Genomic DNA, 12127 nt, shown 5'->3' with positions numbered 1-12127 from the left:
CAAGAATGCGAATGCGGCCCGCAGCGTGATCGCTGCGGGCCGCACGGTCGTCAGTGCCTCGCTCAGCCGGCGACCGGCGCGTTCACGTCGGCCGGGAGCGCCTTCTTGGCGGCCTCGACCAGCGTCGCGAACGTGGCGGCGTCGTTGACCGCGAGGTCGGCGAGGATCTTGCGGTCGACCTCGATGGAGGCGAGCCGCAGGCCCTGGATGAGCCTGTTGTAGGTGATGCCGTTCTGGCGGGCAGCGGCGTTGATGCGCTGGATCCAGAGACGGCGGAAGGTGCCCTTGCGGTCCTTGCGGTCGCGGTAGGCGTACGTCATCGAGTGGAGCATCTGCTCCTTGGCCTTGCGGTACAGCCTGGATCGCTGACCCCGGTAGCCCTTCGCCCGCTCGAGAACGACCTTGCGCTTCTTCTTGGCGTTGATCGCCCGCTTCACGCGTGCCATGTGTATCTATCTCCCCGGGGGCGGTTACTTAGCGAGCAGCTTCTTGATCTTCTTGGAGTCGGCGTCGGAGAGCACGACCTCGGGCTTGAGACGACGCGTCAAGGTGGACGGCTTGTGCTCGTTGTAGTGCGCACGGTTGGCGCGACGGCGCACAAGCTTGCCGGAACCCGTGAGCCTGAACCGCTTCTTCGCACCGCTGTGCGTCTTCATCTTCGGCATCTCAGCCGTCTCTCCCTCAATCGTGCCGATGTCCCGGGCCGGTAACCCAAGTCAAGGGCGTGCCTGACTACGAGACCGGACCCGGTCTCGGACTGATCTCGCGACTACCTGACGATCCAGGCTATGCGAGTTACTCCTGCGGAGCCGCCACCGCTCCGCTGACGGACACCTCGTCGTCGACGCGCGTCTCGCCCGCGGCCGGTGACCCTTCACCAGGAGCGTTCTCGTCATGCCGCGCCTTGGCCGCCGCCTTCTCGGCCTTGGCCTCGGCCTTCTTCTTGTGCGGGCCGATCACCATGATCATGTTTCGGCCGTCCTGCTTGGGCTGGGACTCGACGAAGCCGAGCTCCGTCACGTCCTCCGCCAGCCGCTGCAGGAGCCGGAAGCCCAGCTCGGGCCGGGACTGCTCCCGGCCGCGGAACATGATGGTGACCTTGACCTTGTCGCCGGCCTTGAGGAACCGCACCACGTGACCCTTCTTGGTCTCGTAGTCGTGCGGGTCGATCTTCGGCCGAAGCTTGATCTCCTTGATGATGGTGTACGCCTGGTTACGGCGCGCCTCGCGTGCCTTCATCGCGGACTCGTACTTGAACTTGCCGTAGTCCATGAGCTTGCACACCGGCGGGCGGGCCGTTGCCGCGACCTCGACCAGGTCGAGGTCGGATTCTTGAGCCAGCTTCAAGGCATCGCCGATGGAGACGATGCCCACCTGCTCGCCGTTCGGGCCGACGAGGCGGACCTCGGGCACGCGAATGCGGTCATTGATGCGGGGCTCGGCGCTGATGGGGCCTCCTAGGTTGCGATCCGCGGCCATCCCGGGAGGGGGCCGCAACATGCTCGATCGTGCCGGGAGGTCGTAGAACGCACACCCTTCGAGGGCGTTCGAACGCAAGATGCCCCGCACGTCACGCATGCGGGGCCACAAGAACTCGAAGGCTTGACGCCGTAAGCTCTCCGGGGACTTACCCCCGGTTGTGATCCTGACCTGTCAGCCTTGCGGCCGACGAGGTGGGAGGACGACCTCCGCTTGCGCGTCCAGCAGGCACGCCGGACCGATCGAGTCGTTACTCTACCACAACGGCTCACTCACGCAGAATCATCCCGCCGGGGCGGCACGCCTGACGATCTCGGCCTTTCCCGCCGCGCGCATCGCCTCCACCGGCACGTCCGCGCGGCCGGTCATCATCTCGACCTGCCGGACCGCCTGGTGCAGGAGCATCGGGAAGCCGCCGACGACGATCCCGCCCCGCTCGGCCACGGCCATGGCCGGCCGGGTGGGCCAGGGCGCGTAGACCACGTCGAAGAGGGCGGGCACGCCCGCCAGCGTCCCGGCGTGGTCGTCGGCCGCCCCGGAGGGCAGGGTCGAGACGACCAGGTCGACCTCCAGCGCGGTGTCGAGCTTGTCGAGGGTCCGCAGCGACAGGTCCATGCCCAGCCGCTCGGCGACCTCCGCGGTCTCCCCCGCCCTGGCGGGGTCGCGGACCACGAGGATCGCCTCGCGGAGGCCGAGCTCACGCAGGGCGGCCAGCGCGGAGGCCGCCGTCGCGCCTCCGCCGAGGACGGTCGCCGCCCGCGGCGGGGGCACGCCCGCCTCGGCGAGCGCCTGGACGACGCCGTACACGTCGGTGTTGTGCCCGTGCCGGGCGCCGTCGCGCAGGATCACCGTGTTGACCCCGCCCACCTGGACCGCGAGCTCGGAGACGGTGTCGAGCAGCGGCATCACCGCCCGCTTGAGCGGCATCGTGAGCGACAGGCCCGCCCAGTCGCCGTCCAGCCCGGCGAGGAGGCCGGGGAGACCGGCCTCGTCGCACTCGATCGCCTCGTAGTTCCAGTCGTGCAGCCCCATCGCCCGGTGGGCGGCGCGGTGCAGGTGCGGGGAGAGCGAGTGGACGATCGGCGATCCCAGGACCGCCGCCCTCAGCACCCGTTCACCTTGTTCCTCTCGTACTCGGCCTTGAGCGTGAGGAAGTCGGACTCCACCGAGGCGAACTTGGTGATGCGCTTCTCCGGGCAGGTGGTCACGAACCAGATCCAGTCACCCTTGGTGGGGTTGAGCGCCGCCTGGATGGCGTCGTCGCCCGGGTTGGCGATCGGCCCCGGGGGCAGCCCCATGTGCTCGTAGGTGTTGTAGGGCGACTTGCTCTCGAGGTCCTTGTGGGAGGCCTCGATGCCGTACTTGTTCAGCGCGTACATCACCGTGCTGTCCATCGCCAGCTCGCGAGGCGGGTTGCCGTCGAGCCGGTTGTAGATGACGCGGGCCACCTTGCCCATGTCCTCCTCGGTGCCCGACTCGGCTTGGACGATGCTGGCGATCGTCATGATCTCGTGCGGGCTGTGCCCGAGCGCCTTGGCCTTGCTCTGGAGATCATCCTTGTCGGCGGTCTGGTTGAAGCGGTCGACCATCTTGGTCAGGATCTCCCCGGCCGTCATCTTGGGCGTGATCTCGTAGGTGGCCGGGAAGGCGTACCCCTCCAGCCTGCCCCTGGCGTAGGGAGGCAGGCCGAGCTCCCGGACGTCCCTGGCGGCCTGCTGGAACTCCCGCAGCGGCTTGCCTGTCTGCTTGGCGAGCTGCTTGAGGGTGTCGGCCAGGCGCAGCCCCTCCTTGAGGGTGACCTTCTCGTGCAGCCGCTTGCCCGGGTCGAGGAGCTTGACGGCCTCCGCGGCCGACATCTGCTTGCGCATGGCGTACTCGCCCGGCTGCAGGGAGGCGCTCTTGCCCGCCGCGCCGACGGCGTTGACGAAGGCCTTGACGCTCTTCACCACGTCCTGCTCCTGCAGGGTCTGCGCGATGTCGGAGGCGCTCTGGCCGTTCTTGATCTCCACGACGATCTCGCCGGACCCCTGGCCGGTGTAGTCGTCGGGGGTCATCACGTCCTGGACCCAGGTGTAGCCGTAGAAGCCGGCGGCGCCGACGCCGCCGATCAGGACGATGATCGCGAGCATGGGGGCGAGGAAGCCGCCCCGGTTGCGGCGGCGCTTCCTGCGGCGGCCGCGCCGGCCGCCGGAGTCGCGGCCCGGGGACGTGTTGGATCCTCGGCGCGACCGACCTTCGTCGTCGGAACCGACCAGGAAGTCCATATCGAGATCGTTCATAGCGTCGCTGGCCAATCTCCCGCTAGAGACGGCCTGGCGTCAAGCGGGTGTGCCGAACCGAAGAAGGACACCCGGCCGGACGTCCCGGTGCTCCGGGAGCCGTCGTCCGAACCACGGGTGCGGGTCGCCGCCTGCGGCGGAACGGGAGGTATTCCGCCGGGCATCAACGCTTCCCGAGGTATCTGTTCAGCTCTTCCCGGTTTTTCACAAACTCACTCTCTTTGTCAGTGAATTTCGTGATTCTATGCTCCGAGCCGGTAGTGACAAACCCGAACCAATCACCTTGGTCTGGCTGGAGTGCCGCGATCAGCACCGTGACGGCCCCCGGGGACGGCGGCCCTTTCTTCGCGTCTTCGCGGCCGGTTCCTCAAGGTTTGGCCGGGCGGTCACCCGCCTGTAACGTTCCACCGCCGCGACGAGCGGGGCGGGCACGAGGTGGGGACGGACCACGACGAGCCCGGCCATCCCGGTCACCGGCAGCCGTATAGGCCGCGGGCGGCTCACCGAACGGTCCCGCCACCCGGCCTCTCCGCGGTCCCTCCGCCCGGGGGAGGCCCGGCGGGAACGCCGGGAGGCCTGCCGGTGGCGCGCTCGGCGTCCAGCGCGGCCTGCAGCAGCACGATCGCCGCGGCCTGGTCCACCACGCCGCGCTGGTTCTTCGCCTTCACCCCGCTGGCCCTCAGGCCCTGCTGGGCGGTGACGGTCGTCAGCCGCTCGTCGAACAGCCGCACCGGGACGGGTGCCAGCCGCAGCGAGATCCGGTTCGCGAAGTCGCGGGCGATCTCCGCCGCCTGCCCCTCGCGCCCGGAGAGCGAGGTCGGCAGGCCGACCACCACCTCGACGACCTCGTACTCGGCCGCGATCTCCGCGAGCCGGTCGAGGTCGCCCTTGCCGCGCCGGACGGTCTCCACCGGTGTGGCCAGCAGCCCCGAGGGGTCGCTGCGGGCCACACCGATGCGGACCGAGCCGACGTCGACGCCGAGCCGAATGCCGTTTCTCATCGTTCCCGTCTCCGCCGGCGCGCCGGACGCGGCGCGCGGGCGTCGTTCGTCGTCAGGTGAGCGTCTGCGCGATCGCCTGCTCGACGGCGGCGAGGGCCTCGCCGATCGCCTCGGGACGCACACCGCCTCCCTGAGCGACGTCATCCTTGCCGCCACCGCCACCTCCGAGCGCCTTCGCGGCGACACCGACCAGGCGGCCCGCCTTCAGGCCGCGGCCGCGTCCCGCCTCGTTGACCGCGGCCACCACGACCGGCCGGTCGCCGGGGACACCGGCGACGACGACCACCGCGGCGCGATCACCCGGGAACCGGCCGCGCACGTCAAGCGCGAGCTTACGCAGGTCGTCGGGGGAGGTGCCATCAGGCGCGCGGTGTGTCACGACGGACACCCCGTGCAGGTCGACGGCGCTTTCCGCCATCTGCCCCGCACCGGCGAGCACCTGGGCCGAGCGCAGCGCGCCCAGCTCCTTCTCCGCGGCGCGCAGCCGGGAGACGATGCCCTCGATGCGCTCGGGCAGCTCCTCCCTGCGGGCCTTGAGCTGCTCCGACAGCTGGGCGACGAGCACGCTCTCCCTGGCCAGGAAGCGGAAGGCGTCGAGGCCGACCAGGGCCTCCACCCGGCGCACGCCGGCGCCGATCGAGGCCTCGCCGAGCACCTTGACCAGGCCCAGCTGCCCGGAGCTGGCGACGTGGGTGCCGCCGCAGAGCTCGCGGGAGTATTCGCCGACCTCGACGATGCGGACGGTGTCGCCGTACTTCTCGCCGAACAGGGCCAGCGCGCCCATCGCGCGGGCCTCCGCCTGGGAGGTGTGGAAGGCGTTGACCCGCAGGTCGTTGATGAGGACGGCGTTGACCTCGTCCTCGACGTCGCGCAGCACGCTGGGCGGCACGGCTCCGGCGGCGGTGAAGTCGAACCGGAAGCGTCCCGGCGAGTTCTCCGAACCGGCCTGCGCCGCGGTCTCGCCCAGCGCGTTGCGGAAGCCGCGGTGCACCAGGTGGGTGGCGGTGTGGCTGCGGGAGATGGCCCGGCGCCGCTCGACGTCGATCTCGGCCTGGGCCTGGTCGCCCACCCTGATCTCCCCGGAGCGGACCTTGCCCCGGTGCACGACGACGCCGGAGACCGGGGACTGCACGTCCACGATCTCCACCTCGGCCCCGCCGGTGCGGATGACGCCCTGGTCGGAGAGCTGGCCGCCGCCCTCGGCGTAGAAGGGGGTGCGGCCCAGCACGACCTCGACCGGCGTGCCCGCGCCCGCGGCGGGCACGGAGGCGCCGTCGACGAGGAGGCCGACCACCTCGGCCTCGGCCGTCACGTGGTCGTAGCCGAGGAACTCGACCTTGCCGGTCTTCTCCAGGAGCGTGCCGAAGATCGAGATGTCGGCGTTGCCGGTCTTCTTGGAGGCGGCGTCGGCCTTGGCGAGGTCCTTCTGCTCCTTCATCAGCCGGCGGAAGCCCTCCTCGTCGACCTGCAGCCCCTGCTCGGAGGCCATCTCCAGGGTGAGGTCGATCGGGAAGCCGTAGGTGTCGTGGAGCTGGAAGGCCTGGGCCGCGGCGAGCGTGGCCTGCCCCTTGCGCTTGGTCTCCTCGGCCGCCACGTCGAAGATCGCACTGCCGGTGCGGAGGGTGCGCAGGAAGGACTCCTCCTCGGCGTCGATGACGCCGTGGATCTGCGGGGCGTCGGCCTTGAGCTCGGCGTACTGCTCGCCCATGACCTCGACGGTCACGGCGGTGAGCTCGTGCATGTAGCGCTCCTCGCCCGCGCCCAGCAGGCGCAGGTTGCGGATGGCGCGGCGCAGGATGCGGCGCAGCACGTAGCCCCTGCCCTCGTTGGAGGGCAGCACCCCGTCGGCGACGAGCATGACGCCGGTCCTGACGTGGTCGGCGACCACCCGCAGCGACACGTCGGCGCGCCCGTCGCGGCCGTAGCGCGTCTTGGTGAGGTCGGCGGCCCGGTCGAGGATCTTGTACGTGGTGTCGATCTCGTAGATGTTGTCGACGCCCTGCAGGATCGCCGCCATGCGCTCCAGGCCCATGCCCGTGTCGACGCTCTTGGCGGGCAGCTCGCCGGCGATGTCGAAGTCGATCTTGGTGCGTACCGCGCTGAGCTGGTACTGCATGAAGACGTTGTTCCACACCTCGAGGTAGCGGTTCTCGTCGACGACCGGGCCGCCGTCGCGTCCGTACTCGGGGCCGCGGTCGTAGTAGATCTCGCTGCAGGGGCCGCCGGGGCCCGGCACGCCCATGTGCCAGTAGTTGTCGGCCAGGTCGCGGCGCTGGATGCGCTCCTGCGGGACCCCGGCCTTGCGCCAGATGTCGGCGGCCTCGTCGTCGTCGAGGTAGACGGTGGCCCAGAGGCGCTCCTCGGGGAAGCCGAACCCGCCCTCGGACTCGGGCCTGGTCAGCAGCTCCCAGGCGAACGGGATCGCCTGCTCCTTGAAGTAGTCGCCGAAGGAGAAGTTGCCGAGCATCTGGAAGAAGCTGGCGTGCCTGGTCGTCTTGCCGACCTCGTCGATGTCGAGGGTCCGTACGACCTTCTGCGCGCTGGCGGCCCGCTTGTAGGGCGGCTTCTGCTGGCCCAGGAAGTAGGGCTTGAAGGGGACCATGCCCGCGTTGACCAGAAGCAGCGTCGGGTCCTCGGCGATGAGGCTGGCCGAGGGCACGACGGTGTGCCCACGCTCCTCGAAGAAGCGCAGGAAGCGGCGGGCGATCTCTGCCGACTCCATGTCAGCGGCCATCCTTTACGTTGGAGTGATAGGTGTTTTCAACGGTGTCGAGCCCGAACCTGGACCGCAACTCGATTTCCCGCTCGGCCGCGCCCCGCAGGGCGTCGGAGGCGAGGTCGCGTGCCTGTCCCAGGGCGCCGGCGGCGTTGTGCGCGGCCCTCCTGGCCAGATGGTTCGGGTGCAGTGCCTGAAGCTTACGCATGACCCACACGGCGCCGAACGCGCCCAGGCCCATGTAGAAAAGCCTGCGGATCATCGCGGGCGCCTCTCCAGCTCCGGCGCGGCGGGCCTGGGACGCCCGCGGGCGCCCAGCGCCCTGCGGACGCCGTGGGTGAGGGCCGCGACTTTGATCATCGGCCCGGTGACCAGGTTCTGGGTGACGTCGCTGACCTTGGCCACGTGCCCGCTGACCTGCTTGACGTCCTTGGTGATGGCCTCGATGGCGACCAGTTGCCGGTTGGTCTCGCCGACGGCGGCCGACACGTCCTCCAGCAGCGGCACGACGCGGTCGCCCAGCTGGGAGACCATCTTGGTGGTCTCGGTGAGCAGCCGGGCCAGCCTGACCATGACGACGGCCGTGAAGGAGACCAGGATCGCCCAGGCCATCGCGGCGATCAGCCCCGCGACCTCTCCTGCGGTAAGCATCTGCGGACCCGCTCCCCTCATAGGTTCATAGGTGACCCCGGCCATGGTCGGGCGGATTGCAAAACCCTACCGTGCCCGATACCACTCATCCCCGCTTACCGCGCTCCGCCGGGGCGCGGGCCTGCCCGGGACCTGGACGATCGGGCCCGGCCGGTACGGCGCGCGGGCCGTACCCGAAGGCGTCCGCGCACAGCTGCGCGAACCGGGTGATCCCGGGGATCAGGAGGAACCATCCGGCCAGCGCCCGGCCGAGGTGGATGTGGGTCAGGACGTGCGCGACCGCGGCCATGCCCTGGAACGCCTGCCCGTCCGCGCGCTCGTAGGTGATCCTGCGGGGTCCCCCCGGGTGGTCCCCGGCCTCCAGGACGCGCAGCCCCGAGGGGTTCCTGGCGGCGATCCACCGCCCCACCTCCGAGCAGGTGGAGCAGCCGGCGTCCACGTACACCGAGGCCGGTGGCATGACGGGCCGCAGGCGCGGCCCCCAGGGCCGCACCGCCCGCCGGTAGTCCGCCCACCCCGCGCCGAACCGCCCGGCCGGCTGCTCCCCCTCGTGCCAGGCCGCCAGGCCGGCGCCGTAGGCGACGACGACCGGCACCGCGGCGAGGAACCGCGCGTCGAGCGTGCCGAGGACGAGATAGGCGCCGGCCATCGAGACCTGCATGGGATTGCGCACGTAGCCGTAGGGCCCCGTGGTCACCAGCCTTGTCGGGGGGTCGTACGGCAGGGGCGTGCCGCGCCCGGAGACCGCGAACTCGCGCGCCGCGGCCACCCCGAGCGGCAGCCCCGGCACCAGGCACACCGCGATCGCCACGGCCTCGCCCGCGAGCCAGTGCTCGCCGAGGACGACGACGGGCTCGCCCAGCGGCATCACCGCCAGGTCCAGCCGGGCCGGCGCGGCGGCCGTCAGCGGCAGCGGCGCCCTGGGCGCCACCAGGACGGAGAGCGCCCCCCACAGCAGCGCCCCGCGGAGGGGTGAGCCTTCCGAAACCGGGACCTGGGGCGGGCGCGTCACTCCCCGCGCAGGAAGGCGCGGATCCTGGACCAGCGGTCGGCGAAGCCCGCCTCGGCGCCGTGGCGGGTGGGCTGGTAGTAGCGCCGGTCCCTGAGCTCCTCGGGGGCGTACTCCTGGCGCACCAGGCCGTGCTCGAACTCGTGTGGATACCTGTAGCCCTTGCCATGGCCGAGCTGCTTGGCCCCGGCGTAGTGGGAGTCGCGCAGATGGTTGGGGACGTGGCCGATGTTGCCGCGCCGCACGTCCTCGGAGGCCGCGCCGATGGCGTTGATCACCGCGTTCGACTTGGGGGCGAGCGCGCAGTGGATGACGGCCTGGGCCAGGTTGAGCCGTCCCTCGGGCAGGCCGATGAACTCCACCGCCTGGGCGGCGGCCACCGCGATCTGCAGGCAGGTGGGGTCGGCCATGCCGACGTCCTCGGAGGCGAAGATGACGATCCGGCGGGCGATGAACCGGGGGTCCTCCCCCGCCTCGATCATCCGGGCGAGGTAGTGCAGCGCGGCGTCGGCGTCGGAGCCCCGCATGCTCTTGATGAAACCGCTGATCACGTCGTAGTGCTGGTCGCCCTGGCGGTCGTAGCGCACGGCCGCCTTGTCCACCGCCCGCTCCACCACCTCGACGGTGACCTCGCCGTCGGCGATCAGCGCGGCGGCCTCCAGGTAGGTGAGCGACCTGCGGGCGTCGCCGCCGGCCAGCCGCACCAGGTGCTCGGCGGCCTCCGGCGCCAGGCCCACCCTGCCGTCCAGGCCGCGCGGGTCGGTGACGGCGCGCTCCAGCACCACCCGGATGTCGTCCTCGCCCAGCGACTCCAGTGTCAGCAGCAGCGAGCGCGACAGCAGGGGCGAGATGACGGAGAAGAAGGGGTTCTCGGTGGTGGCGCCGATGAAGGTGACCCAGCGGTTCTCCACGGCGGGCAGCAGGGCGTCCTGCTGCGCCTTGTTGAAGCGGTGCACCTCGTCGACGAACAGGACGGTCTGGCGGCCGGACATGCCCAGCTCGCGCCGGGCCTGCTCGATGGCCGCGCGAACCTCCTTGACGCCCGCCGACACCGCGGAGACCTCCACGAACCGGCGCTTGGTGACACCCGCCACCACGTAGGCGAGGGTGGTCTTGCCGGTGCCCGGAGGGCCCCACAGGAACAGCGACATCGGCGCCTCGGCCTCGACGAGGCGGCGCAGCGGCGTGCCGGGGCCCAGCAGGTGCCGCTGGCCGATCACCTCGTCCAGGCTCCGGGGGCGCATCCGCACCGCCAGGGGCTCCTGGCCGCGATGGGCCTCCTCCGCCGCCGAATCGAACAGGCTGTCCACGCCTGAGACAGTACCGCCGCCCGGCGGGGGCCTCAGCCCTCCCGGACGCCCATGGAGCCCGGGGGACCCGCGGGCTCAGTTCCCCCAGACCGCGACGGCCCCGCTGTGCCCGGTCCGCACCACGTAGTAGAGCGCCACGACGGCCAGGACCACGGTCAGCGCCGAGACCGCGAGCCCGGCCGGGCGGCCGAACCTGTCGCCGCGGGTGACGTAGACGAGGGCCGCCGACACCACCCCGAGGGCGAAGGTGACGAGCATCAGGGGGGTGCCGAAGCTCGCGTGCTCGGCGATGCGCTCACCGAGCTGCCCGCTGGCGGAGGAGAAGCGGCCCTCCTCCAGCGCCTCCCCGCTCTGCCGTGCCGCGAAGACGCTCACCGGCACGACCGGGGCGAGACCGACCACCGCCCAGGTGAGCACCGGCCGCGTGCGGGGCGCCAGGGCGTACACGGCCGCGAGGAGCGCGAGGAGCGGCGTAAGGACCACGGCCGCGTGAACGATCAGGGGGTGGAGGGGCAGACCGAGGATCTCGTCGAACATGGGGGCACTCCGGTGGCGCGTGGTTCATCATCAGCAAGTACGAATCCCACCATGAGCGGGTTATGGGGAGTGTGAAGAGATACCGTCTTCCCCTCTGTCCCCATCTGATGAATTCCTCCACTTACGTACAACACATGGAGGGGCCGGTACTCTTTTCGCCAGCCCGTAACCATGGAACATCAATCTTGGAGGACATAGCGGTGAGCGCCGAGGACCGCCAGAGCCAGCTGGCTCGGGAACACAAGGAGCGGCAGGCGAAGCGTGCCGAGCAGACGACCGCGTCCAAGCGCAACGTCGTCATCGGAGCCGTCGCCGCGCTGGTCGTCGTCGCGGGAGGACTGTTCGCCGGGGTCACCCTTCTCGGGAACAACGGTGACGACGCGAAGATCAACGCCGCCGCCACCAGTTCACCGGCCCCCTCCGAGACCGCCGCCGTGACACCCCAGCCGACCTTCACCGCCGATCCGGTCACCACGAAATGCTCCTACCGCAAGGACACCAGCGGCAGCCCCGAGAAGAACGTGGGCATGCCGCCGAGCAGGCCCAACCTGAAGCTGAAGACCATGACGATCACCACCAACCACGGCAACGTCGTGATCGACCTGGCGACCGCGCAGGCCCCCTGCACGGTCAACTCCTTCGCCTTCCTGGCCAGGAAGAACTTCTTCGACAACACCAAATGCCACCGCCTGGCCACCCCCGAGAACTCCGGCGTGAGCCTGCTGCAGTGCGGCGACCCGCAGGCCAAGGCCGACGGCAAGAACCGCACCGACGGCCAGGGCAGCTCGGGCTACGTCTACGACAGCGAGAACCTCGGCGGGATCCCGTACAGCAAGGGCACGGTCGCGGTGGCCCAGGCGGTCGAAGCCGTGAACCAGAACGGCAGCCAGTTCTGGATCTCGCTGGGCGACGAGACCCAGCAGGTGGAGGCGGCCTACACGCCCTTCGGCGTCGTCTCCCAGGGCATGGAGATCCTGGAGAAGATCGCCAAGGGCGGGTGGATCACCAACCCCGAGGACATCAGCGGCGACGGCGGCTCCAACGCCCCCAAGATCCCGGTGATCATCAAGAACGTGCGGCTCTCCTAGCCGGGCCCGCCGCAACAGAACCGCCACAGAACCGCCACAGGACGCCCCGCCGGTCTC

12 protein-coding genes and 1 pseudogene are annotated in these 12127 nt (G+C 70.5%); 1 reads left to right on the top strand and 12 read right to left on the bottom strand.

Annotated elements, in window-relative coordinates:
• Window positions 1-62: 62 nt before the first annotated feature.
• The 12 genes and pseudogenes from rplT to ACFYWM_RS36930 all read right to left on the bottom strand — a co-directional run bounded on the left by rplT (window position 63) and on the right by ACFYWM_RS36930 (window position 10982).
• Window positions 63-446 carry a 50S ribosomal protein L20 gene (gene rplT, locus ACFYWM_RS36985; RefSeq protein WP_012892552.1) on the bottom strand — a complete coding sequence of 128 codons (384 nt, stop codon included), beginning with the start codon at window positions 444-446 and terminating at the stop codon, window positions 63-65.
• A gap of 24 nt (window positions 447-470) precedes the next feature.
• Window positions 471-665, bottom strand: a complete 195-nt coding sequence (rpmI, locus tag ACFYWM_RS36980; RefSeq protein ID WP_030920046.1) for a 50S ribosomal protein L35 — start codon at window positions 663-665, stop codon at window positions 471-473.
• 271 nt (window positions 666-936) lie between these two features.
• Window positions 937-1479, bottom strand: a pseudogene (infC, locus tag ACFYWM_RS36975) (translation initiation factor IF-3); the annotation flags it as partial.
• Window positions 1480-1761: 282 nt separating this feature from the next.
• Window positions 1762-2586, bottom strand: coding sequence for a shikimate dehydrogenase (locus ACFYWM_RS36970; protein ID WP_389923971.1), 825 nt, complete (start codon window positions 2584-2586; stop codon window positions 1762-1764).
• Window positions 2583-3758 (bottom strand): endolytic transglycosylase MltG, encoded by a 1176-nt coding sequence (gene mltG / locus ACFYWM_RS36965; protein WP_389923918.1) that lies wholly within the window; start codon window positions 3756-3758, stop codon window positions 2583-2585. Before mltG ends, ACFYWM_RS36970 begins: the two co-directional genes overlap by 4 nt.
• 500 nt (window positions 3759-4258) lie before the next feature.
• The gene (gene ruvX, locus ACFYWM_RS36960) at window positions 4259-4759 is read right to left on the bottom strand and encodes a Holliday junction resolvase RuvX (RefSeq protein WP_389923915.1); all 501 of its coding nucleotides are present in this window, start codon (window positions 4757-4759) and stop codon (window positions 4259-4261) included.
• Between the two features lie 52 nt (window positions 4760-4811).
• The gene (gene alaS, locus ACFYWM_RS36955) at window positions 4812-7481 is read right to left on the bottom strand and encodes an alanine--tRNA ligase (RefSeq protein WP_389923913.1); all 2670 of its coding nucleotides are present in this window, start codon (window positions 7479-7481) and stop codon (window positions 4812-4814) included.
• Between the two features lies 1 nt (window position 7482).
• A complete protein-coding gene (locus ACFYWM_RS36950) occupies window positions 7483-7737 on the bottom strand; it encodes a hypothetical protein (RefSeq protein ID WP_389923910.1) in 255 nt (84 codons plus the stop codon).
• A complete protein-coding gene (locus ACFYWM_RS36945; protein WP_389923907.1) occupies window positions 7734-8126 on the bottom strand; it encodes a DUF948 domain-containing protein in 393 nt (130 codons plus the stop codon). Before ACFYWM_RS36945 ends, ACFYWM_RS36950 begins: the two co-directional genes overlap by 4 nt.
• An 85-nt stretch (window positions 8127-8211) precedes the next feature.
• The gene (locus tag ACFYWM_RS36940; protein ID WP_389923905.1) at window positions 8212-9138 is read right to left on the bottom strand and encodes a hypothetical protein; all 927 of its coding nucleotides are present in this window, start codon (window positions 9136-9138) and stop codon (window positions 8212-8214) included.
• Window positions 9135-10445 carry a replication-associated recombination protein A gene (locus ACFYWM_RS36935; RefSeq protein WP_389923902.1) on the bottom strand — a complete coding sequence of 437 codons (1311 nt, stop codon included), beginning with the start codon at window positions 10443-10445 and terminating at the stop codon, window positions 9135-9137. The genes ACFYWM_RS36940 and ACFYWM_RS36935 overlap by 4 nt, the downstream gene beginning before the upstream one ends.
• 75 nt (window positions 10446-10520) lie before the next feature.
• Complete coding sequence (locus ACFYWM_RS36930) at window positions 10521-10982, bottom strand: hypothetical protein (RefSeq protein ID WP_389923899.1); 462 nt, start codon at window positions 10980-10982, stop codon at window positions 10521-10523.
• 200 nt (window positions 10983-11182) lie between these two features.
• Between ACFYWM_RS36930 and ACFYWM_RS36925 the strand changes: the two genes are divergently transcribed.
• The gene (locus ACFYWM_RS36925; protein WP_389923897.1) at window positions 11183-12070 is read left to right on the top strand and encodes a peptidylprolyl isomerase; all 888 of its coding nucleotides are present in this window, start codon (window positions 11183-11185) and stop codon (window positions 12068-12070) included.
• Window positions 12071-12127 lie beyond the last annotated feature (57 nt).

It is taken from the genome of Streptosporangium sp. NPDC002721, assembly GCF_042888905.1.
Taxonomy (GTDB): domain Bacteria; phylum Actinomycetota; class Actinomycetes; order Streptosporangiales; family Streptosporangiaceae; genus Streptosporangium.
This window is presented reverse-complemented; position numbering and strand designations above follow the sequence as displayed.